At 61.6% G+C, this 26184-nt stretch carries 23 protein-coding genes and 1 tRNA gene; 17 read left to right on the top strand and 7 right to left on the bottom strand.

Annotated features, from left to right (window positions below):
* Positions 1 to 17: 17 nt before the first annotated feature.
* The 12 genes from bamA (at position 18) to U5822_RS00280 (ending at position 11104) form a co-directional block, all read left to right on the top strand.
* A complete protein-coding gene (gene bamA, locus U5822_RS00335) occupies positions 18 to 2336 on the top strand; it encodes an outer membrane protein assembly factor BamA (RefSeq protein WP_322853639.1) in 2319 nt (772 codons plus the stop codon).
* 40 nt (positions 2337 to 2376) lie between these two features.
* Positions 2377 to 2874, top strand: coding sequence for an OmpH/Skp family outer membrane protein (locus tag U5822_RS00330; RefSeq protein ID WP_322853638.1), 498 nt, complete (start codon positions 2377 to 2379; stop codon positions 2872 to 2874).
* 39 nt (positions 2875 to 2913) lie between these two features.
* Positions 2914 to 3939 carry a UDP-3-O-(3-hydroxymyristoyl)glucosamine N-acyltransferase gene (lpxD, locus tag U5822_RS00325; RefSeq protein WP_322853637.1) on the top strand — a complete coding sequence of 342 codons (1026 nt, stop codon included), beginning with the start codon at positions 2914 to 2916 and terminating at the stop codon, positions 3937 to 3939.
* An 11-nt stretch (positions 3940 to 3950) separates the two neighbouring features.
* Positions 3951 to 4388, top strand: a complete 438-nt coding sequence (gene fabZ, locus U5822_RS00320; protein WP_322853636.1) for a 3-hydroxyacyl-ACP dehydratase FabZ — start codon at positions 3951 to 3953, stop codon at positions 4386 to 4388.
* Complete coding sequence (gene lpxA / locus U5822_RS00315) at positions 4388 to 5179, top strand: acyl-ACP--UDP-N-acetylglucosamine O-acyltransferase (protein WP_322853635.1); 792 nt, start codon at positions 4388 to 4390, stop codon at positions 5177 to 5179. The genes fabZ and lpxA overlap by 1 nt, the downstream gene beginning before the upstream one ends.
* An 18-nt stretch (positions 5180 to 5197) precedes the next feature.
* Positions 5198 to 6391, top strand: coding sequence for a lipid-A-disaccharide synthase (gene lpxB / locus U5822_RS00310; protein WP_322853634.1), 1194 nt, complete (start codon positions 5198 to 5200; stop codon positions 6389 to 6391).
* The gene (rnhB, locus tag U5822_RS00305; RefSeq protein ID WP_322853633.1) at positions 6384 to 7076 is read left to right on the top strand and encodes a ribonuclease HII; all 693 of its coding nucleotides are present in this window, start codon (positions 6384 to 6386) and stop codon (positions 7074 to 7076) included. Before lpxB ends, rnhB begins: the two co-directional genes overlap by 8 nt.
* A 71-nt stretch (positions 7077 to 7147) precedes the next feature.
* Positions 7148 to 7224 (top strand) — tRNA-Met (locus U5822_RS00300).
* Between the two features lie 453 nt (positions 7225 to 7677).
* On the top strand, positions 7678 to 8661 hold the full coding sequence (locus U5822_RS00295) for a DUF1852 domain-containing protein (RefSeq protein WP_322853632.1): 984 nt from the start codon (positions 7678 to 7680) through the stop codon (positions 8659 to 8661).
* 27 nt (positions 8662 to 8688) lie between these two features.
* A complete protein-coding gene (locus U5822_RS00290; RefSeq protein ID WP_322853631.1) occupies positions 8689 to 9717 on the top strand; it encodes a methionine synthase in 1029 nt (342 codons plus the stop codon).
* Between the two features lie 13 nt (positions 9718 to 9730).
* The gene (locus tag U5822_RS00285; RefSeq protein WP_322853630.1) at positions 9731 to 10240 is read left to right on the top strand and encodes a flavin reductase family protein; all 510 of its coding nucleotides are present in this window, start codon (positions 9731 to 9733) and stop codon (positions 10238 to 10240) included.
* A gap of 456 nt (positions 10241 to 10696) precedes the next feature.
* Positions 10697 to 11104 (top strand): fibronectin type III domain-containing protein, encoded by a 408-nt coding sequence (locus U5822_RS00280; RefSeq protein ID WP_322853629.1) that lies wholly within the window; start codon positions 10697 to 10699, stop codon positions 11102 to 11104.
* 36 nt (positions 11105 to 11140) lie between these two features.
* Here U5822_RS00280 and U5822_RS00275 read toward each other — a convergent pair whose 3' ends face one another.
* The 4 genes from U5822_RS00275 to U5822_RS00260 all read right to left on the bottom strand — a co-directional run bounded on the left by U5822_RS00275 (position 11141) and on the right by U5822_RS00260 (position 18436).
* Positions 11141 to 13708, bottom strand: a complete 2568-nt coding sequence (locus U5822_RS00275) for a CHASE2 domain-containing protein (RefSeq protein WP_322853628.1) — start codon at positions 13706 to 13708, stop codon at positions 11141 to 11143.
* A gap of 29 nt (positions 13709 to 13737) precedes the next feature.
* Positions 13738 to 15375 (bottom strand): FecR domain-containing protein, encoded by a 1638-nt coding sequence (locus tag U5822_RS00270; protein WP_322853627.1) that lies wholly within the window; start codon positions 15373 to 15375, stop codon positions 13738 to 13740.
* On the bottom strand, positions 15368 to 16108 hold the full coding sequence (locus U5822_RS00265) for a response regulator transcription factor (RefSeq protein ID WP_322853626.1): 741 nt from the start codon (positions 16106 to 16108) through the stop codon (positions 15368 to 15370). The genes U5822_RS00270 and U5822_RS00265 overlap by 8 nt, the downstream gene beginning before the upstream one ends.
* Before the next feature lie 153 nt (positions 16109 to 16261).
* Positions 16262 to 18436, bottom strand: coding sequence for a DNA topoisomerase III (locus U5822_RS00260; protein ID WP_322853625.1), 2175 nt, complete (start codon positions 18434 to 18436; stop codon positions 16262 to 16264).
* Positions 18437 to 18561: 125 nt separating this feature from the next.
* Between U5822_RS00260 and U5822_RS00255 the strand changes: the two genes are divergently transcribed.
* Complete coding sequence (locus U5822_RS00255; RefSeq protein ID WP_322853624.1) at positions 18562 to 18915, top strand: BolA family protein; 354 nt, start codon at positions 18562 to 18564, stop codon at positions 18913 to 18915.
* Positions 18915 to 19538 carry an L-threonylcarbamoyladenylate synthase gene (locus U5822_RS00250; RefSeq protein ID WP_322853623.1) on the top strand — a complete coding sequence of 208 codons (624 nt, stop codon included), beginning with the start codon at positions 18915 to 18917 and terminating at the stop codon, positions 19536 to 19538. The genes U5822_RS00255 and U5822_RS00250 overlap by 1 nt, the downstream gene beginning before the upstream one ends.
* Positions 19539 to 19552: 14 nt before the next feature.
* Here the strand turns inward: U5822_RS00250 and U5822_RS00245 are convergent, their stop codons facing one another.
* The 3 genes from U5822_RS00245 to U5822_RS00235 form a co-directional block, all read right to left on the bottom strand.
* Entirely contained in the window at positions 19553 to 20215 is a 663-nt protein-coding gene (locus tag U5822_RS00245) for a hypothetical protein (RefSeq protein ID WP_322853622.1), read from the bottom strand.
* Positions 20216 to 20311: 96 nt separating this feature from the next.
* Complete coding sequence (locus tag U5822_RS00240) at positions 20312 to 20959, bottom strand: MBL fold metallo-hydrolase (RefSeq protein ID WP_322853621.1); 648 nt, start codon at positions 20957 to 20959, stop codon at positions 20312 to 20314.
* 33 nt (positions 20960 to 20992) lie between these two features.
* Positions 20993 to 22258 carry an MFS transporter gene (locus tag U5822_RS00235; protein WP_322853620.1) on the bottom strand — a complete coding sequence of 422 codons (1266 nt, stop codon included), beginning with the start codon at positions 22256 to 22258 and terminating at the stop codon, positions 20993 to 20995.
* A 268-nt stretch (positions 22259 to 22526) separates the two neighbouring features.
* On the opposite strand from U5822_RS00235, the gene U5822_RS00230 reads away from it, so the two are divergent.
* The 3 genes from U5822_RS00230 to U5822_RS00220 all read left to right on the top strand — a co-directional run bounded on the left by U5822_RS00230 (position 22527) and on the right by U5822_RS00220 (position 26112).
* Positions 22527 to 23504, top strand: coding sequence for a LysR family transcriptional regulator (locus U5822_RS00230; protein ID WP_322853619.1), 978 nt, complete (start codon positions 22527 to 22529; stop codon positions 23502 to 23504).
* Positions 23505 to 23667: 163 nt separating this feature from the next.
* Entirely contained in the window at positions 23668 to 24594 is a 927-nt protein-coding gene (locus tag U5822_RS00225; RefSeq protein ID WP_322853618.1) for a dihydrodipicolinate synthase family protein, read from the top strand.
* Positions 24595 to 24597: 3 nt separating this feature from the next.
* On the top strand, positions 24598 to 26112 hold the full coding sequence (locus U5822_RS00220; protein ID WP_322853617.1) for an aldehyde dehydrogenase: 1515 nt from the start codon (positions 24598 to 24600) through the stop codon (positions 26110 to 26112).
* Positions 26113 to 26184 lie beyond the last annotated feature (72 nt).

The following is a 26184-nucleotide window of genomic DNA, read 5'->3' as shown; positions in this document are numbered from 1 at the left end:
CCAGGCGAAATATTTGAATGAGACGTTCTCTCCTAGGTGTAGCCATTGGCCTCGCTGTAGCTTCGACCGGCATAAATTCCGCCGTTGCGGACGAATTCACGGTCGCGGATATTGAGGTCGAGGGCCTGCAACGCGTATCTGCAGGTACTGTTTTTTCAGCCTTTCCCGTCAATATCGGCGAACAGGTGGACCCGGCCGAACTGGCCGACGCCATCAAATCCCTGTTCGGGACCGGTCTGTTTACCGACATCGAAGCCAGCCGCGATGGCAGTGTGCTGATCCTGACCGTCAGAGAGCGTCCGTCCATCAGTGACATCGAGATCGATGGCAACAAGAACATTGAAACCGAAATGCTGATGGATGCCCTGTCCGGGGCCGGCCTGCAGGAAGGCCAGGTATTTCGGCGCGCCACCCTGGAACGGCTCGAGCTCGAAATTCTGCGCTCGTACATTGCCCAGGGGCGTTACAACGCCCGGGTCAAGGCCTCGGCCGAGGAGCTGCCCCGCAACCGGGTGGCGATCAGCCTGAAAATCAACGAAGGCACGGTCGCGGCCATTCATCACATCAACATCGTGGGCAACGAAGACTTCGCCGACGAGGAACTGCTGGACCTGTTCGAACTGCAGACCAGCACTTGGTGGAACTCCATCACCAACGCCGACAAATACGCCCGGGAACGGCTCAGCGGCGACCTGGAATCCCTGCGTTCCTTCTACCTGGACCGGGGTTACCTGGACTTCAACGTCGAATCGAGCCAGGTGTCCATCTCCCCGGACAAGCAGCAGGTGTTCATTTCCATCGCCCTGAACGAAGGGCCCCAGTACACCATCTCCGAGATCAACCTCCGCGGCGACCTGATCGTGGGTGAGGAGGAGCTGCGCAAGCTGATTCCGGTGGAAGAGGGCGATGTCTTCTCCCGGGCTCGTATGACCGCCATTTCCGAGGCGCTGGCCTTCCGGCTCGGGCGCGAGGGCTACGCCTTCGCCAACGTGAACGCAGTGCCGGAACCGGGCGAGAACAACACCGCCGCGGTGACCTTCTTTGTCGAGCCGGGCAAGCGGGCGTATGTGCGCCGGATCAACTTCGACGGCAACGTCTCGACCCGGGACGACGTCCTGCGCCAGGAAATGACCCAGATGGAGGGCGGCATCGCTTCCTCCGACCGGATCGAATTCTCCAAGACCAAGCTTGAGCGCCTGGGCTTCTTCAAGGCCGTTGAGGTCGAGACCGTACCGGTGCCGGGCACCGATGACCTGGTCGACGTCAACTACAGCGTGGAAGAGCAGCCCACCGGCAGCCTGTCGGCGTCGGTCGGTTTCTCCCAGGATTCCGGCGTGATTCTCGGCGCCAACGTGTCCGAGAACAACTTCTTCGGCACCGGCAAGCGGGTGTCGTTCGGGGTCAACGTCAGTGACTCGGTCAAGAGCGCGAACGTGTCCTACCTCGACCCTTACTACACGGTGGACGGGGTCAGCCGCGGCTTCAGCCTGTTTGCCCGGGAAACCGATTACGAGGATGAGGACATCTCGTCCTACCTGCTGGACGAGTACGGCGGCCGGGTGACGTTTGGCTACCCGACCGACAGCATCACCCGACTCAACTTCGGCTTGGGTTACACCCGTTCGGACATCAAGACCGGGGCCTTCACGTCCCAGGAAGTGCTCGACTTTGTCGAGGACGAAGGCGATTCCTTTGACAACTACTTCCTGTTCGGCAGCTGGCGCCGCAGTACCCTGAACCGGGGGGTACTGCCCTCCGACGGTTACAGCCACTCCCTGTCCCTGGACGTGGCCGTGCCCGGCAGCGACCTGACCTTCTACAAGCTCAGTCACAAGACCGATTTCTACCAGCCGATCACCGACTCGGGCCGGTGGATTTTCCGCGCCCGCACGGACGTCGGCTACGGCGATGGCTACGGCGATCGCACCCAGATGCCGTTCTATGAGCACTTCTACGCCGGCGGCTATGGTTCGGTACGTGGCTACGAGGCGAATTCCCTGGGGCCGCGAGCCACCAATAATCCGAATGACCTATCTGATCCGGACCCGTTCGGTGGTAACCTGCTGACCGAAGGTAGCCTGGAGCTGATCTTCCCGACGCCGTTCGCCGGGGACAGCCGTTCCATGCGAACCGCATTCTTCCTGGATGCCGGCCAGGTGTTCGATACCGAGCGGGATTTCGATCCGGCTCTGGATGAAGTCCGGTTGTCCGCTGGCGTAGGGTTCCAGTGGATTACCGCCGTTGGCCCATTGGCCTTCAGTTTGGCGAAGCCGCTGAATGACAAGAGCGGCGACGAAACCCAGGTGTTCCAGTTCTCCCTGGGCCAAACATTCTGACGTGCAGAAAAACAAACGGATTAATCACAGGAGAAGTCCGATGTCCCGAATTCTAACCATGCTAGCAGCGGCCTTTATGGCGCTTTCCTTCCCGGCGATGGCGGAAACCCGCATCGGCGTGGTGGACCTGCGTCAGGCGCTGTTCTCGTCCAACGACGCCAAGAGCTTCAGTGAAACCCTGCAGCGGGACTTTGCCGGTGACGAGGCCAAGGTTCGCGAGGTCCAGGAGCAGGCGCGCAAGCTGAAAGAGCGCCTGGAGAAGGACGGCGCCATGATGAACGAAAGCGAGCGCGAGAAGCTGGCCGCCGAGTTCCAGGAGAAGGTGAAGGAGTTCAACTTCCTGAAGCAGCGCCTGGACAGCACCGTGGCGCAGCGCAAGCAGGCCTTCGTTGAGCGGGCCCGTCCGGAAGTGGATGCCGCGGTGGAAGAGCTGCTGAAAGAGAACGACCTGGACCTGATCCTGCCGAGCGAGGCGGTGGTGTACGTGAAGCCGGAGCTGAACCTGACCCCGCAACTGCTGGAAAAACTGAACCGTTAAGGCCCGACGGGCGTCCCCGGAATAGTGTTGGAGCGCATGATGACAGAGAGGTCTTTTCGGCTCGAAGAAATTGCCCAGGCACTGGGAGCCGAACTCCGGGGTGATCCCGACCAGCAGGTGACCGGGCTGGCAACCCTGCAGGCCGCCGGCCCGGACCAGATCAGTTTTCTGGCCAACCCCTCCTACGCCAAGTACCTGGCACAGACCAACGCGGCCGCCGTGATTCTGTCGCCATCCGCCGCCACCGACGTGAGTATCAACGCCCTGGTGCTCGATAACCCCTACCTGGGCTACGCCCGCCTGAGTCACTGGTTTGATCCCGAGCCGGTTTCGGCCGCTGGCGTCGACCCCTCGGCCATCGTCGATCCGACCGCCCAGGTAGCGGACGACGCCGCCATCGGCCCCAATGTGGTCATCGAAGCCGGCGCCGACATTGGCAGCCGGGTCGTGGTCGGGGCTGGTACTGTGATTGGCGCTCGCGCCCGGGTGGGTGCGGATACCGTCATCCGGCCCCGGGTAACCCTGGCCCACGATGTCGTGCTGGGTCAGCGCTGCCACATCCTCAGTGGCGCGGTGATCGGCTCCGATGGTTTCGGTTTTGCCAACGAAAAAGGCGTGTGGCAGCGCATCGCCCAGCTGGGTCGCGTGGTGCTTGGCGACGATGTCGAGGTCGGTGCCAACACCACCATCGACCGTGGCGCCCTGGACGACACGGTCATCGGCAATGGGGTGAAACTCGATAACCTGATTCAGATCGCCCACAACGTGCAGATTGGCGACCACAGTGCCATGGCGGCCATGGTGGGCATTGCCGGTAGTACCCGCATCGGCCGGCACTGCGTGTTTGGCGGGGCCTCGGGTGTGGCGGGCCATCTGGAAATTGCCGACCAGGTGCACCTGACCGGGATGACCCTGGTCACCGGTGACATCCGGGAGCCGGGGGTCTACTCTTCCGGCACCAGTGCGGACACCAATCGGCAATGGCGCAAGAATGCGGTTCGTTTCCGGCAGCTGGACGACCTGGCCCGGCGGATCAAGGAACTGGAAAAGAAATTAGAGGGCTGAGGCCGAGCAAGATGATGGAAATTGACGAAATTCTGGAATACCTGCCGCACCGTTATCCGTTCCTGCTGGTGGACCGGGTGACCGAGGTAGAAAAAGGGAAATCCATCAAGGGCTACAAGAACGTGTCGTTCAACGAACCGTTCTTTCAGGGCCATTTCCCCAACAATCCGATCATGCCGGGTGTGCTGATCATCGAGGCCATGGCACAGTTGTCCGGCATCCTCGGCTTCATCACCGTGGAACGGAAACCGGCGGACGGCGTGGTACAATACCTGGCCGGTTCCAGCAAGGCGCGCTTCAAGCGTCCTGTGTTGCCGGGCGACCAGCTGTGCATGGAATCGGAGCTGATTTCCGGCAAGCGTGGCATCTATAAATTCGAGTGTCGGGCACTGGTAGACGGCGAAGTCGTGTGCGTGGCAGAGATACTGACCGCTGAGAGAGAAGTTTGATGGCGACAAGTGACTGGTCGGGTATTCATCCTCAAGCGATCGTAGACCCATCAGCCAAACTCGCGGACAACGTCACCGTTGGCCCGTGGAGCTACATTGGCCCGGGCGTTGAGATCGGGGAAGGCACGGAGATTCTGTCCCACGTGGTTGTGAAGGGGCCGACGGTGATCGGTCGCAACAACCGGATCTTCCAGTTCTCGAGTATCGGGGAAGAGTGCCAGGACAAGAAGTACGCCGGTGAGCCGACAACCCTGACCATCGGTGACGACAACGTCATCCGGGAAAACTGCACCATTCACCGGGGCACCATCCAGGACCGGGGCGAAACCCGGATCGGCAGCGGCAATCTGCTGATGGCCTACGTGCACGTGGCCCACGACTGCGTGGTGGGTGACAACACCATTCTCGCCAACTGCGCGACCCTGGCCGGCCACGTCAACGTGGGCGATTTTGCCATTCTGGGCGGCGGTACCATGGTGCACCAGTTCTGCAACATCGGCCCGCATAGCATGGCGGCCGGTGGCAGTATCGTGCTCAAGGATATTCCCGCCTACGTCATGGCCAGTGGTCAGTCGGCCCAGCCCCACGGTATGAATGTCGAGGGCCTGAAGCGTCGCGGCTTCAGCAAAGAGGTGCTGCTGACCCTGCGTCGTGCCTACAAGGTGATCTACCGCCAGGGCCTGACCACCGAACAGGCCGTGGACGAGCTGACCAACGCCTATTCGGACATCCCGGAAATCCTTCCTCTCATTGACTCCCTGCGTGGAGCCGATCGCGGCATTATTCGCTGAACCGGCGGGAGCCAGCAGGTGACGGACCAACCTTCGCAGCGCGCGGTCGTAAGCGACCGCGCCATTACCTTTGGCATCATTGCCGGTGAGGCATCGGGCGACATTCTCGGCGCCGGTCTCATTCGTTCCCTTCGGAGTCGTTACCCGCGCGCCCGGTTTGTTGGCATCGGCGGTGACGACATGATTGCCGAGGGTTTTCACTCCCTGGTGCCCATGGAACGGCTGTCGGTCATGGGGCTGGTCGAGGTGCTGGGCCGTATCCGCGAGCTCTTCAGCATCCGGGCCAGATTGCTCGACTACTTCTTCGCCACGCCGCCGGACGTGGTGATTGGCATTGATTCCCCCGATTTTACCCTGGCCATTGAACGGCGTTGTCGGGAGGCCGGCATCCCGACCGTGCACTACGTCAGCCCCTCGGTCTGGGCCTGGCGACAGAAGCGAATCTTCAAGATTGCCAAGTCGGTCAACCTGATGTTGACCCTGTTTCCGTTCGAAGCCCGTTTCTACCAGGAGCACCAGGTGCCGGTGGCGTTCGTTGGCCACCCGCTGGCGGACCGAATTCCGATGGTGCCAGAGACCGGGGCCGCACGCCGGGACCTGGGCTTGGACGAACAGGCGCCGCTGCTTGCGGTCCTGCCCGGCAGCCGCGCCGGGGAAGTCGAGCGGTTGGGGACCCTGTTCCTGGAGGCAGCACGCTGGATTCAGGACAAACGGCCTGATGTGCAGCTGGTGATTCCCTGCGTCAATCGGGACCGTGAACGCCAGGTTCGAGACCTGGTGGAAGCGCTGGAGGTCAAGCTGCCCGTGACCATCGTGCGTGGGCGCTCCCGCGAGGTCATGGCCGCCTCGGATGCGGTGCTGTTGGCGTCCGGCACGGCCACCCTGGAAGCCATGCTGCTGAAAAAGCCCATGGTGGTCGGCTACCGGTTGAGCAATGTCAGCTACGCCATCCTGTCCCGCCTGGTCAAGGTGCCCCACGTTGCCTTGCCAAACCTGCTGGCTCGGGAACCACTGGTTCCGGAACTGCTGCAGGATGATGCGACCCCGGAAGCCCTGGGCGCGGCGGTGCTCGAGCGACTGGAGAACGAGACTGAGCGTCAGCGTCTGCTGGACGCCTTCACCGAGCTGCACCAGACCCTACGCCAGGATGCCGACGAGAAAGCGGCCGAGGCGATTACCCGATTGCTCGAGGAGGGCGCAAGCCATGGCTAAGACGCCCTTGCCGCCCTTTGAATGCGGCTACCGCGGCAGGCTGTTGGCAGGCGTCGACGAAGTGGGGCGTGGCCCTTTGATCGGCGCCGTGGTCACCGCGGCGGTGATACTGGATCCGGACCGGCCGGTGGCCGGCCTAGGCGACTCCAAGAAGCTGACCGAGAAGAAACGGGACGCCCTGTACGAAGAAATACTCGAAAAAGCCGCGGCCTGGTGCATTGGCCGGTGTGAGGCAGCCGAAATCGACCAGTTGAATATCTATCAGGCCACGATGGTGGCGATGGAGCGGGCCGTCGCTGGCCTGCATGTGCCGCCGGAGTACGTCCTGGTGGACGGCAACCGGTGCCCGAACTGGGGCTGGGCCTCAGAGCCGGTGGTGAAGGGCGACAGCCGGGTTGAGGCGATCAGTGCGGCGTCCATTCTGGCCAAGGTCACCCGGGATCGGGAAATGATCGACTTGGAGCAGACCTACCCCGGATATGGTCTGGCCCAGCACAAGGGCTACCCCACGCCCGTGCATCTGGAAGCCCTGTTCCGGCTGGGGGTGACGCCGGAACACCGACGGTCGTTCCGGCCGGTGCAGGAAGCCCTGGAGCAGGTCGGGGAATGTCAGTGCCCCGAAGTCCAGACGGGGTTTGGCGATAGCCCGAGTGTTCAGGTCGATCTCTTTGAAAATAGCGATTGACAGCCGTCTATCAAGACCTTAATATACGCGCACGTTGATCGGGGGTGACCCCGGGAAACAACCAGTTTTGATGCGGGGTGGAGCAGTCTGGTAGCTCGTCGGGCTCATAACCCGAAGGTCGTTGGTTCGAATCCAGCCCCCGCTACCACTTCAGAAAAGCAGATCAGTTCTTACTGATCTGCTTTTTTTTTGCCTTCCTGTTTGTCGCCTTCTCGGGCCTTTCCGGCGTTATCTGACCCTCACTCCTGGCGCTCAATGATCACGCCGCGAGCGTACATCAGATAGCCGACGGAAACCGCCAAACCAGCTGCCAACGGGCCCAGATGACGCCATCCCCACGCTCGTTGCCCGTCCATTCCCGGCCTGAAATAAGCACGCAAAATGGCCCCGACACATCCAGTTCAAGCGGACTATGAATGCAGCTCATGATTAAATTAGATAATGTCATTTTTATTCATGAGGCCGTCCGGGTATAAAACACACCTGTTGGTAACACGATAAGACAGGCCAGCGGATTCCCAGCCCCGCCAGTAGGCACAGAGCACCTGGGGCTGCGAGAACTAGCCAGGTTTTATCTCAGACATTAGGTGGCAAGAACGGGATGAAAGACGATTTCACATTTGCGGTTAAAAGTACGCGCTTCGACGAGCATTATCTGCCCTCAGACAACACGCGGGTCACCACGAACTTTGCCAATTTGGCCAGAGGAGCGAACCGCCGAGAGAACCTGCGCAACGCCTTGAGGATGATCGACAATCGTTTCAATGCCCTGGCGCATTGGGATAATCCAGAGGGGGATCGCTATTTTGTTGAGCTGGACATCATCTCTGTCGAAATGAGGATCGGTACGGAAGGCAGTGGCGATACCTTCCCATCCATTGAGGTATTGAAAACGACCATTGTTGATCGCAAGACCAGCGACCGCATTCAAGGCATCGTCGGCAATAACTTTTCCTCGTACCTGCGGGATTATGATTTCAGCGTGGTGCTCCGGGAGCACAACCAGAACAAGCCTGAATTCAGCGTGCCGGATGACTTTGGCGATCTGCACGGCAAGCTCTTCCAGAGCTTCGTGAATTCGAGCGCCTACAAAGAGCATTTCAAGAAGCCGCCGGTCATCTGTCTCAGTGTTTCGGAAAACAAGATTTATCAGAGAACCGAAAACCAGCATCCCGTGTTGGGTGTTGAGTACCAGCCCAATGAGTCGTCTTTGACCGAACAGTATTTCAGGAAGATGGGGCTGCAGGTTCGGTATTTCATGCCGCCCAACAGTGCCGCGCCCTTGGCGTTTTATTTCTCGGGCGACCTGCTCAATGATTACACCAATCTTGAGTTGATCAGCACCATCAGCACGATGGAAACCTTTCAGAAGATCTACCGGCCCGAGATCTACAACGCCAACTCTGTTGCAGGGCAGTGCTTCCAGCCAAGCCTGAAGCACCCGGATTATTCCTTGATCCGGATCGATTACGACCGGGAAGAACGAGGCCGCCTGGCTATTGAACAGGGCAAGTTTGCCCAGGAGAAATTCATCGAACCTTACCAGGCGATGCTCGAGCAGTGGTCCGCTCAGTCCGCCCGATAATGAACAGAAGATAGAACGGAATTGATTATGAAACGACTATTGCCAACGTCAACGGCGGGCAGTTTGCCCAAACCCTCCTGGCTGGCGCAGCCCGAGACCCTGTGGTCACCGTGGAAACTGCAGGGTGGGGAATTACTGGATGGTAAACAGGATGCCCTGCGGTTGTCGCTGCACGAACAGCAACAGGCGGGTCTCGATATTGTCGGCGACGGTGAGCAATCGCGCCAACACTTCGTAACGACGTTTATCGAGCACCTCGACGGCGTTGATTTCGAGAAGCGTGAGACCGTTAGAATTCGTGACCGTTACGATGCGAGTGTGCCGACGGTTGTGGGTGCTGTCAGTCGACAAAAGCCGGTTTTTGTTGAAGATGCCAGGTTCCTGCGCCAGCAAACCGAACAGCCGATAAAATGGGCCCTGCCAGGTCCCATGACGATGATCGACACGCTTTACGACGCTCATTACAAGAGCCGTGAACAACTGGCCTGGGAATTCGCCAAAATCCTCAATCAGGAAGCCAGGGAATTGGAGGCGGCCGGTGTCGATATCATCCAATTCGACGAGCCCGCGTTCAATGTGTTTTTCGACGAGGTCAATGACTGGGGCATTGCCGCTCTGGAGCGGGCGATTGAAGGGCTCACGTGTGAGACCGCCGTTCACATCTGCTACGGCTATGGCATCAAGGCCAACACGGATTGGAAAAAGTCGTTGGGGTCCGAGTGGCGCCAGTACGAAGAAATCTTCCCCAAACTCCAGGCGTCCAACATCGATCTCATTTCACTGGAATGCCAGAACTCCCGGGTTCCCATGGACCTGATCGAACTGATCCGAGGCAAAAAAGTGATGGTGGGCGCCATTGATGTGGCTACCAACACCATTGAAACGCCGGAGGAGGTGGCGGCCACACTTCGAAAAGCGCTGCAGTTTGTCGATGCCGACAAGCTCTATCCGAGCACCAACTGTGGCATGGCGCCCTTGTCCCGTGACGTTGCGCGCGGCAAGTTGAGCGCCTTGAGTGCCGGTGCGGACATCGTCCGCAGAGAACTCTCAAGCTAGGGTTGGACCCACCATGCTACATCCTCAAACCACGATCGATCCCCAGCGTTTCCGCGACGCGCTGGGGCACTACGCTTCCGGTATCACGGTGATCACATCCGATGTGGATGGCGAGCCCATAGGCTTCACCTGCCAGTCGTTTTACAGCGTGTCCACGAACCCGCCGCTGGTGTCATTCAGCGTGATGTCCAGCTCCTACAGCTACCCCAAGATTCGTCGGGCGGGTCGATTCGCAGTCAACATCCTGTCGGGTGAGCAGGTCCGTATTTCCAATCAGTTTGCCCGGCAAAGCGCGGACAAGTGGCACGGTGTCGACCGGCAGGAATCGCCGCTGGGTAATCCGATCATTGATGGCTCCCTTCACTGGCTGGATTGCGAGATACACGCCGAACACGCCGCCGGGGATCACCTGATCGTGATTGGTGAAGTGAAAGCGTTGAACTTGCCAGAAGCAGCTGCCTCCCAGCCCTTGCTGTATTTCAAAGGGCAATACCGCAACCTCGCCGCCCCAGGCGCCGACTGAGCGCTCGCCGCCGCGAACCGTCGCCCACTGGGGCGCGGTCCGGCGCCTACCGGGGTCTGGTGGACGCCTGACTCCGGCATTCCTGTGTCATTCTCGGACAGACTTCAAGATGTGATGCTCTTTTGACGCTATTTCGTCGTGTATGTGTCCGAAGAGCGACGTCCCTCGACCCTGAAACACCCGCCTCCCTTGTTACTTTCTGTTAAAACCCGTGTCCGCGTGCGCCTGTTTCTTGGCCTTTTTGTACCCTGGGGCCCCGGCCGACTTGTCATTTCGGGCAGGAAAGTGCCCGGATAACAAGGCTCTGGGGCAAATCATTACCCAAAACTGACGGAAAATTGACCATTTTGTAATTAGCACGATGACGTTTCTCACATTTAAGATCGACCACGTTTTATACAATTTCACATTCACGACGAAAAAGTGGTGCACAAAATGATGAAGCGCGTCAGCAAAATGTCAAAGGTATGGATCGCCGCGTTTGTTATCGGAGCTCTTCTCACTGGCTGCGGCGGTGGTGGCTCTGGCAGTTCAGGTTCAGCGGGTGGTTCGGCCAGCGCTGGCGGCAGTCTGGGGCCGGTGGATGAGCGCACCGCGGTGTTGAGCTGGAATGCGCCCCTGACCCGGGTGAACGGCGAGAGCATCCCCATGGGTGAGCTGGACAAGTATGTGATTCGGTATGGCCAGGATTCAGAGAACCTGAGCGAAGAGGTGGTGGTGTCCAACGCCCAGTCCGAGTCTGAGATGTCTTACCAGATCGGTGGGCTGGAGAATGGCACCTGGTACTTCACCATTCAGGTGCAGGACACCAACGGTCTGATCAGCGAGCCGTCGGACGTCGTCAGCAAGTCCGTCCAATCGTAACCGTCGAGTGCCCCGCCGGCCTGAAGAAACGCAGTCTCAGGCCAGGGGATCGGCGATCGGAAGCTTCAGGGTGAAGGTCGAGCCTTTGCCGGGTGTCGAAGCCACCGATATTTCCCCCCGGTGTTTCTCCACCACAATCTTCACAAACGACAGGCCCAGTCCTGTACCCCGTACACCGGTTAATTCGCTGCGTTTTTGACGCCGATACCGGTCAAAAAGGTGGGGTAGTTCGTCGGCATCGATGCCGCTGCCTTCATCCCCGATTGTCAGGCAGGCCTGGTGGCCGGCCCGAAAGACCTGAATGTCGATGGCGGTTCCCGCCGGACTGTATTGCACAGCGTTGGTCAGCAGGTTGATGACGGCTCGCTCGAGCAGCTCGGCATTGCCGCGCAGCCAGAGATCCTCGGTGCCCTGCAGGTGGAGTCCAATGCCTTTTTCGGCCGCCTGTTCACTGACACTGTCCCGGGCATTCTCCACGATCGCCAGAAATTCGCACTCGTAGAACCGGGTTTCCGTCAGTTGTTCGGCGCGGGCCAATTGCACGAACTCTTCTGCCAGGTGGTAACTGCGCCGCGCCAGTCGCCCCAGCTGCTCCAGCTGCGCCTGGTCGATGTGGCTGGGATCCCGCTTCAACTGCTCGATCAGGGCGAGCTGGGACACCAGGGGCGAGCGCACATCGTGGGAGATGAAATCGATGGCCTCACGGTGCTGGCGCTGTTGCTCGCGCAACTCCGAAATGTCGGAAATGTTGGCGATGATGCCGTGCTGGTCGCTGTCCGGCAGCGCGAACGGGGCAAAGTGGATGAGGAAGTCCTTGTTGTGAATGCGCAGGTCCACGGTCCGGCTCTGTTGCAGGGTCAGGGTCTCGGACACGGTTTCATGCCACGGCGGTGTCTCTCGCGGGTCGTGGCCCTCGAGCAGGCGGGTCAGGGGCAGCCCGCTCAGGCTGGGCATCGGCTCCTGGAACCACTCCTCGATGTGGCCATTGGCGAAACGGATCACCCCCAGCTCGTCGGTCACGATGATGCCGTCGGGCATGCGTTCAAAGCTGTGGCGGATGAACTGTTGCATCCGGTTCAGCCGGTCGGTGGCGACCCGCACCCGTTCGATGCGTGCGGAGATGTTTTCCCGGGGCTTGTCAGCGCGGTGTCGGGCTTCGCCGGGCTCAAGGTGCAGGCGTCTCAGGTAGCGCTGGATGGCCTCGCGGCTGAGATCGTTGGGCAGCTTGAGACCCAGGATAAAATCGCTCTGCCCGCGCACCAGGCGAATCCAGCTGTGGTTGTTCAGGTGGTGCCAGCGCCCGGCGGCCAGATGCGTGGGAATGTCGTCCGGCTCCAGTCCCTGCCGGGCCAGGACAACCTGATCTTCACACAGCAGCCAGCCGTCGGGCTGGAACAGCTCGCGAAAGTGTTCGAGCAACTGGTTGGGATGACGGCGCGCAGGTTCCGGGACTGCCACGTGGGGGCTCCGGGCGAGGTCGTCCAGTTGCCGGTTCAGAAAGCGGTTGGTCATGGCCAACCGGAAGCCACTGGACAGGGGGAACGCCAGCATGGGCGCCAGCAGGGCCGAGGCGACCGGCACCCAGACCTGCCCGGCAAAGAGTCCGACCAGGAACAGGCCGAGCACCGCAACGAGCGTGAGCAGGCAGACGATGGGGGTTCGGGTCGGGCGCATGCGGGGCAGCACCAGCGACAGCAGTATCACCGTGGCCAGGATCACCATCGGTGTTACCCAGGGCGGTGCCGGGCGGATCAGCAGGTCCTGGCTCAGGGCGGAATAGGTATTGGCCTGGAACTCCACTCCGGACATCGGCCGGCTCAAACCGGAGAAGGGCGTCGGCAATACATCCCCCAGGCCGGCGGCGGTGGCGCCAACGAAGACGGTCTTGCCGGCAAAGGTGGCTGGCGCCGGCGGCTGTTGGAGCACCTGGCTGTAGGAATGGGTCGGAACGGTGCCCGCCCCGCCGGCCAGAGGCACGGTGCGGTATCGGTCGCGCACGTTGACGAAGGAAGGCGCCTGGTAATCGGTAGCGCCTGTCTGCGTCGAGGTGTGGGCGGCCAGAGCCAGGCTCGGCCACAAGGTGCTGCCCAGGCCATTGAGCAGATACAGGCCCCGCGCCACGCCGTCGGCATCCAGCTCCACGTGGGCGTGGCCGAGCCGGGCGGCGGCTGACACCAGCGTGGCGTTGGGCAGCTGTTCGCTGAGCAGATAGTTGGCGGTGGGGGGCGACAGGTGCAGCGGCACTATGACATTGCCGTGCTCGGCCATGGCGCGGGCAAACCGGCGGTCTTCTGGTGCCGGTTCGGGGAAGAGCACATCGAACACGATGGTTCTGGCGCCGGCGGCGTCCAGTTTTTCGATCAGGTTGGCGTGGTAGGTGCGGGGCCAGGGCCAGCGTCCGAGGCGCTCCAGGCTGATATCGTCGATGGCGACGATGACCACGTCATCGGCGACCGGAGCCGGGTAGTGGGTGCTGGCGGTATCAAACAGCCAGCGGTCGATGCGTTCCGGGAGTGCGGTAGTCTGGATCAGCAGAATCAGCGTCAGCAGGATAAGGCCCATGGTCCAGGGCGTCGTTTTGATAGGCATCCAATCCCGGTTCATGAGTCCCGCTGTGTCGGTGGTTCCATGGATTACTCGAGGTAGAGTTCCCTCCCAGGTCCCCAACGGCTGGTCAGGGGCCCGTCTGAAAGCGCTTTCAGCCGCACAAAATACCGTTTTCCGGGAATCAGGCGCAAGGCCGCGGTGGTATCGGTCAGTGTAGCTTCCTTGATGATGTTCTCGAAGTCGGGCTCTTCAGAGAGCTGAAGCCGGTATTCCTTGGCCGTACGCACCTTCTCCCAGAACACCCGAACCTGGCTGTCGACATAATTGACGCTGATGATCCGGGCCGGTGGCAGGCTGCCGTTTACCAGGAACTGGCGGGTCTCGCTGGTGGCCACCGAATTGCCGCCGGCCTCGGTGACGACACGCCAGTAATACTGCCCGGGGGCGAGCGGTCGAAGCGGCAGGGCAGAGGTCTCCGGCGCCCATTCGCTGGTGGTCACCGGTTCCCGGAAACTGTCGTCCTCGGCAATCTCGACCCGCGCTATTTCATTCTGGCCGTTCAGACGCCAGCGGAACTCGGGCATGTCGTCGTTGGCGGTCTCGTCGGCCCCGGGCGCCAGCAGCGTCGCCGGCTTGGCCTGCAGATCGACCTCGACCGGTATGACCGCCGGCATGCCCACGGTGCCACGAGTGGTGAGGGCCGCCAGGTGAATTTCGTAGTCGCCATTATCCAGCAGGCTGATGTTGAACTCATTGCCTTCCAGCTTTCGGCTCTCCACCCAGCGGCCACTGTCCGCCTCAAAAATGTCCAGTCGATGCTGGGGTGCCTGGCTGTCGGCCCAGGTCAGCGTTGCTGGCAGTTTTGTCAGGGTAGGAGCCAACGGATTGACCGTGGGCGCCGGCGGCATGCGCCGAATGGACAGGCCCGGGTTGCTGGTCAGCGTGGCGCTGTAGCCGGCGGGAATGCGGCGGGTTTTCCCCGGCGCGCCAAAATCCACAACGCCTTCAGTAACCTGCAGTCGGGTGCCGTCGGCGGAGGTTTGCAGGGCAAAGGCGGTGCCCCGGACCGCGGCCACGGCCGACGGGGTCTCGATCTCAAAACGGGCGCCGCCCTCGATCACCGGCCGGACCCGGGTGTGAACCTCGCCCTTGTTCAGCCGCAGGCGCGTGTCCACCATGCCCGACTTGCCGTACTGGGTCAGCCGGTTGAAGACCAGCCGGGAGTCTGGGGACAGGCGTACTTCGGAACCGTCGGCCAGGGCAATGGTGGCCGAGCCGGCGGCGGAGATCAGTTCGTCGCCAACGCGGATCAGGGTATTGGAAGTCAGGGGCAGGGTCCGTCCGTCGGCGCCGGTTTTGATCCGGACCGTGCCGGTCACGGTGGTGACCCGCGCCGGATCCGGTTGGCGCTGGAGCCACTGGACGGGGATGCGAAGGCGGTCGCCTTCTTTCAGCTCGGCGCCTTTATCCAGGGTGTTGTACTGCCGCAGACGGGCAGGGGCGATGCCCTTGGCCAGCAGCTCTCCGGCGATCTGCTGGAAGGTCTCGCCCGCTCGAACGGTGTACAGCCAGTCGGGTGCGCTGGTCCCGGCCTGGCTGGCCATGGGGGTCGCGGCACCCGAGCCTTGGGTGATGGACAGTTCGGCGTTCGCGGTCAGCGCAGCCAGCAGCAAGACTGGCGCGCACAGCCCTCGGACGATCTGTGTCAGGTGCGGTTTATTCATTCGCGGCCCGGCTGGTTTCCACCAGGTCGGAATCCGGTGCCGATTCGCCGGCTTGCATGGACTCCAGACGGTACCCGCGCTGGTAGATGGTCTTGATGCGGAAACCGTTTTCCGGATTCAGGCCCAGGCGCCGGCGCAGCCGGCTCATGTGGGTGTCCACGGTGCGGGTGTTGATGTCCCGGGCCAGGCCCCAGACCCGTTCCAGCAACATTTCCCGGGTCAGCAGGCGGCCCTGGTTCTGGAACAGGAACAGGGTCAGGTCGAAGTCCTTGTCGGTGAGCGTCAGTTCTTCACCATGTAGGGTAATGACCCGGCGCTGGGTGTTGACCTCGAATGGGCCGTACTTCAGCACTTCCTTGTCACTGTCGGGATTGCTGCGTCGGGCCAGGGCGTTGATGCGGGCCACCAGTTCGGCGGCGCGGGCCGGTTTCGCCAGGTAGTCGTCGGCACCGGCGTCCAGAGCGTGCACCACGTCGGCCTCGCTGTCGCGCTGGGTCAGGAACACCACCGGGATCGGCCAGTTCAGTTGCGCCCGCACGCTTTCCAGCACGTCGATGCCGGTCATGTCAGGAATCTGCCAGTCGAGGATCAGCAGGTCGTAACTGCGGTGCAGGACGGCGCTCAGGAACGCCTGGCCGGTGGGGAAGGAGTCGCATTGATGGCCACGTTCCGACACCATCGCTTGAACGTGCTGGGCCTGTTCGTATTCGTCTTCAAGCAAGGCAATGCGCATCAGGCCTCTCCCAGGGTCGGTGCTGCAACGAGTGTTCCTTTCTTCACGGGCTTTACTGACTGTCCAATCGTGCTTGCGGGCACCTGGGCGTCAGACGGACTGCCCAGCGATATCAAGCAATTATCACAAAACCTGGCGGTGCGTTCAGTATCGTTATGTAGTCTTGCGTAAACGAAGTGCCGGTTTTCCATCGTCGTCGTTCAATGTTTGTCGGCAGGCGGGGAAATTACTGCAGCCCCAGAACCAGCCTTTCTTGCCTTTCCGCCTTACCAGGGGCGAAAAACAGTGGGGGCAGGGAATGGGCTTTTCGCCGGTTCCGTCGCGCGGGGCGTCGTCCTCGAGCGGGCGGGTGCCACGGCAGCTCGGATACCGGGTGCAGGCAAAAAACCGCCCGAACTTGCCGTCCCTTTCGGTCATCGGGGCGCGGCACTTGGGGCAGTGCACCTGTTCGGCGTTTGAGGAGTCCGCCGTTGGCGCCGGGCGTTCGCCGGCGGGGCGCTGGATGAAGCCGCGCACCTCCTGCTTGAGGGTGTCCAGGAAGGCCCGGGGATCGCCCTCGCCGCGACGAATGGTCTCGAGTGAGGCTTCCCAGACCGCGGTGCGGTCGGGTTTGCTGACCGATTCCGGCAGGGCGCCGATCAGCGCCTTGCCTTTTTCGGTGGCGCGAATGTGGCGACTGTCCCGGAACAGGTAATCCCGTTTGAACAGGGTGTCGATGATGGCGGCCCGGGTCGCTTCGGTCCCCAGACCATCGGTTTCCCGCAGGGTTTTGCGCAGCTCCGGGTCGGTCACGAAGCGCGCGATGTTGGTCATCGCCGACAGCAGGGTGGCGTCGGTGAAGTGCTGGGGCGGCTGGGTTTTCCGCTCGGCGATCCGGGTTTCGCCGCAGAACACCGGCTCACCCTTGTCGAGCCGGGGCAGCGGTGCCTTCTGGGGCTCGTTCCGGCTCTCCCGCTTTTTCAGTTCCAGGGTTTTCCAGCCCGGCTCCAGCACTGCGGTTTCGGTGGCCCGGAACTGATGGTGCGCCACCCGCACCGTGAGTCGACCTTCCCGATGCACGGCGTCGGCCGCGAACTGCATCAGATAGTAGCGACTGATCAGACCGTAGATGTTGGCCTCGGCCGGGCTCAGCTGGCCCTTGGCCGACGGCCGACTGGTGGGAATGATGGCGTGGTGGGCGTCCACCTGTTGGTCGTTCCAGGCGGCGGTCCGGCGCCCGAGGTCCGAACGGTCGCAGGCCTCGGCGAGGTCCGGCGCCACCCGGCCAATGGCGCGCACCACCTGTTCACGTTGGGCAAAGTGACCCTCCGGCAGGTAGCGGCAGTCGGAACGCGGGTAGGTGATCAACTGGTGGCGCTCGTACAGGTTCTGGGCCGTGTCCAGCACCTCCTTGGCACCCATCCGGAACAGACGCCCGGCCTCGATCTGCAGGGCGGACAGGGACAAAGGCAGGGGCGGTGGTTCCGGGCGGTCCCGGAACCGGGCTTCGGTCACGGTGCCCGGCCGGCCTTCGACATCGGCGGTAATCTGCTCGGCAACGCCTCGATCCAGCAGCCGGTTTTCCTCGTCCAGATGCTCCTGGAATTGCTCGTCCGGCACCCAGCGAGCGGTGAAGGGCCGCTGGTCGGCATCCTCTTCCTGGGCGGTAAAGCTGGCCTCAATGCGAAAGTAGGGTTTGGGTTCGAAATGCTCGATGGTGTTGTCGCGCTCCACCACCAGGCCCAGGACCGGTGTTTGCACTCGGCCCACCGAGTACACCCCCTGCTCGCCCTGTTGCTGGTAGCTCAGGGTGTAAAAACGGGTGAGGTTGATGCCGTAGAGCCAGTCCGCGCGCTGGCGTGCCAGGGCGGAATGGGACAGGCGCCGGAACTCCCGGTTGTCCCTCGGGGCTTGGACGGCCTTGGCCACCGCCGACGGATTCAGGTCGTTGATCAGGATGCGCTGCACCGGCACGTTCGCGCCGAAATACCGCAGCACCTCGTCCACCAGCAGCTGGCCTTCCCGGTCCGGGTCGCCCGCGTGCACGATGGTGCTGGCCTGCCGGATCAACGACTCCAGTACCTTCAATTGCTGGCGCACGCTGTCCTTGGGCATGACCTCCCATTTTTTCGGGAACATGGGCAGGTCTTCCTGGCGCCACTTTTTCCAGGCCGGGTTGTAGCGCGCGGGCTCCGCCGGCTCCAGCAGGTGACCGATGCACCAACTGACCGTGGCGGCCGTGTCGCCGTTGCCACAGCGAATCCATCCCTGGCCTTTTTGATGAGGGCCGGGCAGGGCGGCGGCGATGGCGCGACCGAGACTGGGTTTTTCGGCGATATACAGGAGCATGATTAATCGTGCGCTGGAATAGGCAGGGGAATGTGGCGCTTTGCCTCTTTACTGTCAAGGTTCGGGTGGCGGTTGCCATGTGTAGTAGACTGCAGGGAAAGAATCCATTGGAGCAGTGGTGAGTCATGAAGATCCAGAACGCAATCGAGACCAAACTGGCGGAGGCCTTCGAGGCGCAAATCCTGGCGGTCGAGAACGAGAGTCACAAACACAGCGTACCGCCCAATTCGGAAACCCATTTCAAAGTGACCCTGGTATCCCCGGATTTCCAGGGGCAGATGAAAGTGAAACGGCATCAGGCCATTTACCAGATTCTGTCCGACGAGCTGGCCGGCGAAGTGCACGCGCTGGCGCTGCATCTGTACACCCCGGAGGAATGGCAGGCCACGGGCCAGGCCGCGCCGGATTCCCCCAATTGCATGGGGGGATCAAAGAAGGATCCGGCCATGGCGGCACGGACTGCCCAGGGAGACCATTGATGAGCCAGTTTTTCCAGATTCACCCGGAAACCCCGCAAAAGCGCCTGATCAACCAGGCCGTGGACATCCTGCGGCGCGGTGGCGTCGTCGTCTATCCCACCGATTCCGCCTACGCCATCGGCTGCCACCTGGGGGATAAACAGGCCGCGGACCGGATCAAGCGGATTCGTCGGCTCGATGAGAAGCACAACTTCACCCTGGTGTGCCGGGACCTCTCGGACATTGGTGTCTACGCCAAGGTCGACAACACCCAGTATCGGTTGCTCAAGAACTTCACGCCCGGGCCCTACACCTTCATCCTCGACGCCACCAGCGAGGTGCCGCGCCGGCTGTTGCATCCAAAACGCCGCACGGTCGGGGTTCGGGTGCCGGACAACGCCATTGTCCAGGAGTTACTGGGCGAGCTGGGTGAGCCCATCATGAGCAGCACCCTGATTCTGCCAGGCGAAACCGATCCCATGACCGACCCGTACGAGGTCCGCGAAACCCTGGAGCATGAGCTGGATCTGATCATTGATGGCGGGTTTTGCGGCATGGAAGCCACTACGGTGGTGGACTTCACCGGCGAGGCGCCGGTGGTCACCCGGGTCGGCAAGGGCGACCCGGCGCCGTTCAACGTTTAGGTCGCGTTCAGGTGTCAGGCCTGGGCGTTCAGATTGAGGGCGTAACCGCGGTTGCTGGTGGCGGCCTCAAAGCCTTCGGCACCCGCGGAGCGGCGCAGGGTGTCGTAGCGATGAACCAGATCCTGCAGGCCATTGAACTGCTCGTTCTCGCTGACCAGGGTGTCCAGTAGCGAGTTGTTCACGCCGTAGGCCTGGTTGAGTTTGAGCGCATTGTCCATGAAATGAAGCGTGGGTTCGGTGCTGCTCAGCCGGCTGAACGCCTCCTTGAACCCCTTGTTCACATTCAGGTCGTTCTCGATCTGGGTCTTGATGTCGGCGGTCGGGGCCCCGGCCACCTGAATACGACCGCTGTCGCTCTTGTCCACCGACAAGGCCGTGGCCGGCGGCAGATTGTACTCGGCAAGCTTGTGCCGCAGTGTTTCCTTCACAAAGGCAAGATCCTGCCCCACCGATCGCTTGTAGTCGGCCATGGCCAGTTTGCGCGATTTCAGCGCCGCCAGGTCGGCGACCTGGTCCCCGGAGGGGGTAAACCGGTCGTCGCCCGGGTTGCCCACGGCCTGCGGCGCTGCCGGCTCGGCCTTGGCCTGGGCGCGCTCCGCGGCGTCGGCCGCCGGACGCTTGTCCAGCGCCTGTTGAAACTGTGTGCTGGCGCGAATCAATGACGTTAACAGTGACACGGCTGTGAATCCTCCCTCGGCGAGCGGCATAGGCTGCCGAAAAACCATCGTTCCGGAGAGGACTAAGCAGGATTTGGGCCAGTTGTGCCGGGGCGCTCAGCCCCGGTGGTCAGACACGAACGGATTGGTTGCTCGCTCCTGGCCGAAGGTGGACATGGGGCCGTGGCCGGGGACAAAGGCCACCTCGTCCCCGAGCGGAAACAGCCGATCCTTGATCGAGCGGATCAGGGTGGCGTGATCGCCTTTGGGGAAGTCGGTGCGGCCGATCGAGCCGTGGAACAGCACATCGCCAACCAGCGCCAAACCGGAGTCACGGTGAAAGAACACCACGTGGCCCGGCGTGTGGCCGGGGCAGTGCAGCACCGCCAGGGTCTGATCGCCCACGGTCACAGTGTCGGTGTGTTCGAGCCAGCGATCCGGGGTGAACACGTCCGGCGCGGGGAACCCGAACATCTGGGCCTGTTGCGGCAGGCCCTGGATCCAGAAGTTGTCGTCCTGGTGAGGGCCCTCGATCGGCACCGTCAATTGGCGGGCCAGATCGGCGGTACCGCCGGCGTGATCGATGTGGGCGTGGGTCAGCAGGATCTTCTCGACGGTGACGCCTTCCTCCTTCACCGCGGCCAATATCCGGTCCAGATCGCCGCCCGGGTCCACCACCGCGGCGCGTTTGGTCGCCTCACACCAGATCAGGGAACAGTTCTGTTGAAAGGGTGTGACGGGAATAATTCGGTATTTCAGAGACATAGTAATTCTCGATCCGGTTCAGGAAAGCGCGTGCTATGGAGAGTCTATCCGGCCATCGCCGCGGATTTTCAAGGTGGTGAGCGTGTGGGCGGCGTAGAGCAGAACCACCACCAAACCACTGATGCCGGCGGCGAGGAACAGCGCAGCGTAACCGGCCAGGTCGGCGACGCCGCCGCCGAGTAACCCGAAGAGGCCGGCAAACACCACCTGCAGCGAAGCCTGCAGGGTAAAATCGGTGCCGGCCCATTGCTGACGGCAGAGGTTCATCATCATCGCGAACAGCACCACGGTGGAGGCACCATCGGCCAGCTGTTCGGCCACGCCGACGCCATACACCAGGCTGCCACCGGTGCCGTACACCGCAACCAGACCCCAGCCGGCCATGGTCAGCGCTTGTGCCAGCCCCGCCCAGATCAGGCTGCGCCGGCCACCCAGGCGGGTGTAGAGCCAGCCGCCGAGGGCGGCACCGGCCAGGCCCACCAGCGTGGTGACCAGGGTAAAGGTGCCGATGGCGTCCGTGGCCCAGCCACCGTCGGTGAGCATGGGCCGGACCATGCCCGAGCCGAGGGCGTCGCCAATCTTGTAGCAGGCCACGATCGCCAGCCAGAACAGGGCGCCGGGCTGACGGATCAATCCGGTGAAGGCGGCCGTCAGGGACTGACCGGTCGACTCGGGCGTGTCCGTGGCAGCGTTGCGTTCGGCCAAGGCGGGCGAGCGCGCGATCAGTATCACCAACAGGACCAGCAGGCTGGCGGGCACCAACAGCGCGGTCTGGGTATCCAGGTGGCGGGCCAGAATCAGCAGGCAGGCACCGCCGGCCAGCATGCCGATCTTGTAGCCGGCTACCTGAAACGTGTTGGCGACCCCGCGCCAGTGCGGGGCTATCTTGCGCACGGCCAGGCCATCGGTGACGATGTCCTGGGTGGCCATCAGCAGGTTGGTGATCAGAATCGCGGCCAGGGTCACCGGAAACCAGCCACTGTCCGGGACCAGGCCGACCGCTCCAAGACCCACCAGACACAGCGCCGCGAACAACTGCAGACCGACCACCCAGCGTGCCGGAGACACCCGTCTCAGGCTGGCATCCACCAGTGGCGCCCACAGCACTTTCAGAATCCAGGGCAGCGCCAGCAGCTTCAAGGCGCCAATCCAGGCCAGGCTGACGCCGGCCTCGCGCCAGAATACCGGCAGCGCATGGGCAAACAGCCCGGACGGCAGACCCTGGGCCACGTACAGGACCAGCAGTATGGCCAGGGTGGCTTTCGGGGCAGCGGATGGCGTGGCAGCGGTTGGTGTCATGGGTGCGTCTTGGGTTATGGGGGCGTCTTGTGTAAAGGGTGCCGGTATTTTTGCCGGAGAAGGGGGTGCGGGGCAAACTTCTCGGAATCCAGTGCCCAGCGGCGCCATCAGGAACAATTAATCAAGGGCTGGATGAGCGGGAACAATGCCTGGGCATGGACGAGTGAGGCTTTCGGCAGTGGACAGCGCTGGCCGATGAATGGAGCATATGGGGATCCGGGGCCGTTCGACCCCGAGCTACACAACAATGAGTGACTGGTGAACCCTGATGACGACCCCCGTGCAGCCTGATCAAATCCTGCTGAGCACACCCTCCCTGAGGGCCGTGAAGTCATTTGTCGCAGCGGCCAAGTACCAGAGCTTCACCCGGGCGGCCGAGGCACTGTGTGTGACCCAAGCAGCGATCAGTCGTCAGATTCGGGAGCTTGAGGACTCGCTGGGCGTCGCCCTCTTCAAGAGGACCGGGCGGGCGGTGGAACTCACCGAGGCGGGAGTCATTTTCTACGATGCCGCTTATCTGTCTTTTGTAAACATCACCCAGGCCGCGCAACGGATCAAACATCAGGGCAAACAGAAGAAGGAATTGAGCATCTGCTGCTCCACCGCCTTTTCTTCGATGTGGCTGTCACGTCGGTTGCCAGAATTCTTCTCCGTAAACCCTGACATTGATATCAATGTCATCGCCACGAACAACTTCCTGAATCTCGAGCCTGGTATTCGCCCGGATGCGTTCATCAACAAGGTTGGCGAATGCCCGGAAGGCTACCATTCAGTCCCGCTGTTCTACGACCTGGTTTATCCGATCTGCTCCCCCGACTATTTGCGGAACAACCCCGAAATTACCTCCCTGGAAGGTCTGCAGGAGTCGACCTTGCTGAATCTGAGCCCCTACGGCCGGTCGCAAATCGCGGAGCATGTGGACTGGGGCGTGTGGTTCAGCAGCTTCGGAGTGGACATTAATCTTTCGGCCAAGTCCGGCAACCACGTTTTTCACGCGAATGACTACAACATGCTGATCTCGATGGCCATCAACAACCAGGGGGTCAGCTTGGGATGGAACCACTTGGTGGCGCCCATGATGGAGAGCGGGCAACTGGTCAGGGTCGGCGACCTCGAGGTGGCCTACCGGGAGAAACAGCATTACCTGGCCTACCGCGAGACGGATGCCAATCAGCATTCCCTGGCGGAGTTCAGGCAATGGTTGCTCGACATCGTGAGCAGGGAGCCCACTTTTATTGCCAGTTGACCGTCCGGAATCGGAAGCGCCCGATAACCTGAGGTTATGTTTTCCCGGGAAAAAAGGTTGATTGTGGCCAATCAATCACCGTCGTTATCATTTTTTTACTTGGAATCAATGGGTTCTCCCCATAGCCGGTTCTGTAAAAACAATGCAAACGAAGGTGATAGTCATGCAATTCGAAGGAATCTGTACCCCCGTTATTACTCCGTTCAAAGAGGACGCTTCGATCGATTTCGAGGCTTACTCCGCCCAGGTACGCTACCTGGTGGAATCAGGCGTTCACGGCTTGATGATTGGCGGCACCACCGGTGAATACTACGTTGAAAGTCATCAAGAGCGGGTTGAGCTTCTTAAAATTGCGCGTGACATCGGCGCCGGCAACGCCCAGATCGTTTTTGGGACCGGGTCCATTGATCCGACCGCGTCCCTGAAACTGGCTGAAGATGGCGCCAAGCACGGCGCGGATGCGCTTCTGGTTGCCACACCTCCGTACTCCCTGCCCACACAGCACGAACTCGCCCAGCACGCGAAATCCATCGACGCCGTCGCCGATCTCCCCATCATGCTCTACAACTACCCCGACCGAATGGGTATCAACATGGAAAAGGAGTTTTTCGATGAGCTGAGCGAGTCGAAAAACATTTGCGGCATCAAAGAGAGTTCCGGCGACATCAATCGCCTGCACATGCTGATGCAGGATTACCCCGGCATTCAGGTCGCCTGCGGTATGGACGACCAGGCCCTGGAGTTCTTTGCCTGGGGTGCCAAGAGCTGGGTTTGCGCCGGCTCCAATTTCCTGCCCGAAGAGCACCTGGCGCTCTACCGCGCCTGCGTCCTTGAGAACGATTTTGCCAAGGGGCGTCGCATCATGGCGGCCATGATGCCGCTGATGCACGTACTGGAGCAGGGTGGGAAATTTATCCAGAGCGTGAAGCACGGCGTGACCCTCGGTGGCCGCAACGCCGGCCAGGTTCGCAAGCCTCTGCTTGGACTGAGTGAGGACGAGAAGCAGGCCATGTCCGGCGTTGTCGCCGAACTCAAGGAAACGGTTGCACGCATTCAGCATGAATCGGCCAGCGCCGTTCGGGAGGGCTGAATCATGGCCGACCTTCTGTCGCTCGAGGACTATCAAAAAATCGCGTCCGGTTTGACGGTACCGACCCAGAGCTTTATTGACGGCAGCTTCCGGCCGGCATTGAGCGGGAAGACCTTCACCTCAACGAATCCGGCAACGGGGGAAGTGCTCGCGCAGATCGCCGCGTGCAATTCCGACGACGTTGACTTCGCCGTGGCCAAAGCCCGTGAGGCGTTCGAGGATGGTCGATGGAGCAAACTGCATCCGACCGAACGGAAAGACGTGCTCCTGAACTTTTGCCGATTGGTGACGGAGTATCGCCACGAGCTTGCGGTGATGGAGAGCCTGGATTCGGGCAAGCCCATTGCGGACTGCGAAACCATTGATGTGCCCGAGTTCACCCACACCGTCGCCTGGCACGCCGAAGCCATTGACAAGATTTACGATCAAACGGCCCCGGTTGGCAATGACGCCGTCTCTTTGATTGTCCGGGAACCCATTGGGGTGGTCGGCGCCGTGCTCCCGTGGAACTTCCCTCTGCTGATGTTGGCCTGGAAGATCGGGCCCGCGCTGGCGGCCGGGTGTTCACTGGTGATCAAGCCGGCGGCCCAGACCACGCTCACGGCCCTGCGCATCGCCGAGCTGGCGAGCCAGGCAGGGGTACCGGACGGGGTGTTCAATATTGTGACCGGAAGCGGTCGCGATGTCGGTGAACCCCTGGGCAAGCACATGGACGTTGATATGGTCGCGTTCACCGGCTCGACGGATACCGGCCGCCGTTTCCTGCGCTACGCCGCGGACAGCAACCTGAAAAAGGTGGTGCTGGAGCTCGGTGGTAAGAATCCCTGCATTGTGCTGGACGACGCTGAAAACCTGGATTACGTCGCCGAACAGGTATGCGCCGCGGCGTTCTGGAACATGGGCGAAAACTGTTCTGCCGGGTCTCGGCTCATCGTTCATGAAGGTATCAAGGATGAGCTGCTTGCCCGGATCAAGGCGCTTGCCGCCGAGTGGCAGATTGGCGATCCGCTGGACCCGGCCAACCAGTTGGGGGCCATGATCGATTCCGGGCACTTTGCCAAGGTCGCCGGCTATCTGGAGCAGGGTAAGGCGGCGGGCCACGAGGTGGTTCTGGGTGGTGAGACCAAAGACGGTATCTACATTCTCCCAACGATCTTTGACGGCGTCAGCCCGGAGGATGCCTTGGCCCGTGAGGAAATCTTCGGACCGGTGCTGTCGGTCATCACCGTGAGCAGTTACGACGAGGCCATTGCCATCGCCAATGACACGGAATACGGACTGGCGGCGTCGGTCTTCTCCGCCAATGCCGCCAAGGCCCTTCGTGCGGCCCGGGCGATCCGGGCGGGGACAGTAACAGTGAACTGCTTTGGCGAAGGGGATATTACGACGCCCTTTGGCGGGTACAAACAGTCGGGCTTTGGTGGTCGTGACAACTCCATCCATGCCCACGACCAGTACACAGAGCTCAAAACCATCTGGGTAGACCTGAGTGTTCATGCCCCGGATGACCGCGGCTGAAGGCTCACTCGATTGCCTTTGCACGGGAGCCCGTCTGACAGGCTCACCATTGATGGGTCTGTCAGACGCCTT

Source organism: Marinobacter qingdaonensis, from assembly GCF_034555935.1.
Taxonomy (GTDB): Bacteria; Pseudomonadota; Gammaproteobacteria; order Pseudomonadales; family Oleiphilaceae; genus Marinobacter; species Marinobacter qingdaonensis.
The sequence above is the reverse complement of the archived record's forward strand: the minus strand, read 5'-3'. Positions and strand labels throughout refer to the sequence as shown.

Excerpts from the sequence above, each read along its gene's own strand:
- bamA (WP_322853639.1), top strand. The coding sequence starts at position 18 with ATGAGACGTTCTCTCCTAGGTGTAGCCATTGGCCTCGCTGTAGCTTCG.
- U5822_RS00330 (WP_322853638.1), top strand. The coding sequence starts at position 2,377 with ATGTCCCGAATTCTAACCATGCTAGCAGCGGCCTTTATGGCGCTTTCC.
- lpxD (WP_322853637.1), top strand. The coding sequence starts at position 2,914 with ATGACAGAGAGGTCTTTTCGGCTCGAAGAAATTGCCCAGGCACTGGGA.
- fabZ (WP_322853636.1), top strand. The coding sequence starts at position 3,951 with ATGATGGAAATTGACGAAATTCTGGAATACCTGCCGCACCGTTATCCG.
- lpxA (WP_322853635.1), top strand. The coding sequence starts at position 4,388 with ATGGCGACAAGTGACTGGTCGGGTATTCATCCTCAAGCGATCGTAGAC.
- rnhB (WP_322853633.1), top strand. The coding sequence starts at position 6,384 with ATGGCTAAGACGCCCTTGCCGCCCTTTGAATGCGGCTACCGCGGCAGG.
- U5822_RS00295 (WP_322853632.1), top strand. The coding sequence starts at position 7,678 with ATGAAAGACGATTTCACATTTGCGGTTAAAAGTACGCGCTTCGACGAG.
- U5822_RS00290 (WP_322853631.1), top strand. The coding sequence starts at position 8,689 with ATGAAACGACTATTGCCAACGTCAACGGCGGGCAGTTTGCCCAAACCC.
- U5822_RS00285 (WP_322853630.1), top strand. The coding sequence starts at position 9,731 with ATGCTACATCCTCAAACCACGATCGATCCCCAGCGTTTCCGCGACGCG.
- U5822_RS00280 (WP_322853629.1), top strand. The coding sequence starts at position 10,697 with ATGTCAAAGGTATGGATCGCCGCGTTTGTTATCGGAGCTCTTCTCACT.
- U5822_RS00275 (WP_322853628.1), bottom strand. The coding sequence starts at position 13,708 with ATGAACCGGGATTGGATGCCTATCAAAACGACGCCCTGGACCATGGGC.
- U5822_RS00270 (WP_322853627.1), bottom strand. The coding sequence starts at position 15,375 with ATGAATAAACCGCACCTGACACAGATCGTCCGAGGGCTGTGCGCGCCA.
- U5822_RS00265 (WP_322853626.1), bottom strand. The coding sequence starts at position 16,108 with ATGCGCATTGCCTTGCTTGAAGACGAATACGAACAGGCCCAGCACGTT.
- U5822_RS00260 (WP_322853625.1), bottom strand. The coding sequence starts at position 18,436 with ATGCTCCTGTATATCGCCGAAAAACCCAGTCTCGGTCGCGCCATCGCC.
- U5822_RS00255 (WP_322853624.1), top strand. The coding sequence starts at position 18,562 with ATGAAGATCCAGAACGCAATCGAGACCAAACTGGCGGAGGCCTTCGAG.
- U5822_RS00250 (WP_322853623.1), top strand. The coding sequence starts at position 18,915 with ATGAGCCAGTTTTTCCAGATTCACCCGGAAACCCCGCAAAAGCGCCTG.
- U5822_RS00240 (WP_322853621.1), bottom strand. The coding sequence starts at position 20,959 with ATGTCTCTGAAATACCGAATTATTCCCGTCACACCCTTTCAACAGAAC.
- U5822_RS00235 (WP_322853620.1), bottom strand. The coding sequence starts at position 22,258 with ATGACACCAACCGCTGCCACGCCATCCGCTGCCCCGAAAGCCACCCTG.
- U5822_RS00230 (WP_322853619.1), top strand. The coding sequence starts at position 22,527 with ATGACGACCCCCGTGCAGCCTGATCAAATCCTGCTGAGCACACCCTCC.
- U5822_RS00225 (WP_322853618.1), top strand. The coding sequence starts at position 23,668 with ATGCAATTCGAAGGAATCTGTACCCCCGTTATTACTCCGTTCAAAGAG.
- U5822_RS00220 (WP_322853617.1), top strand. The coding sequence starts at position 24,598 with ATGGCCGACCTTCTGTCGCTCGAGGACTATCAAAAAATCGCGTCCGGT.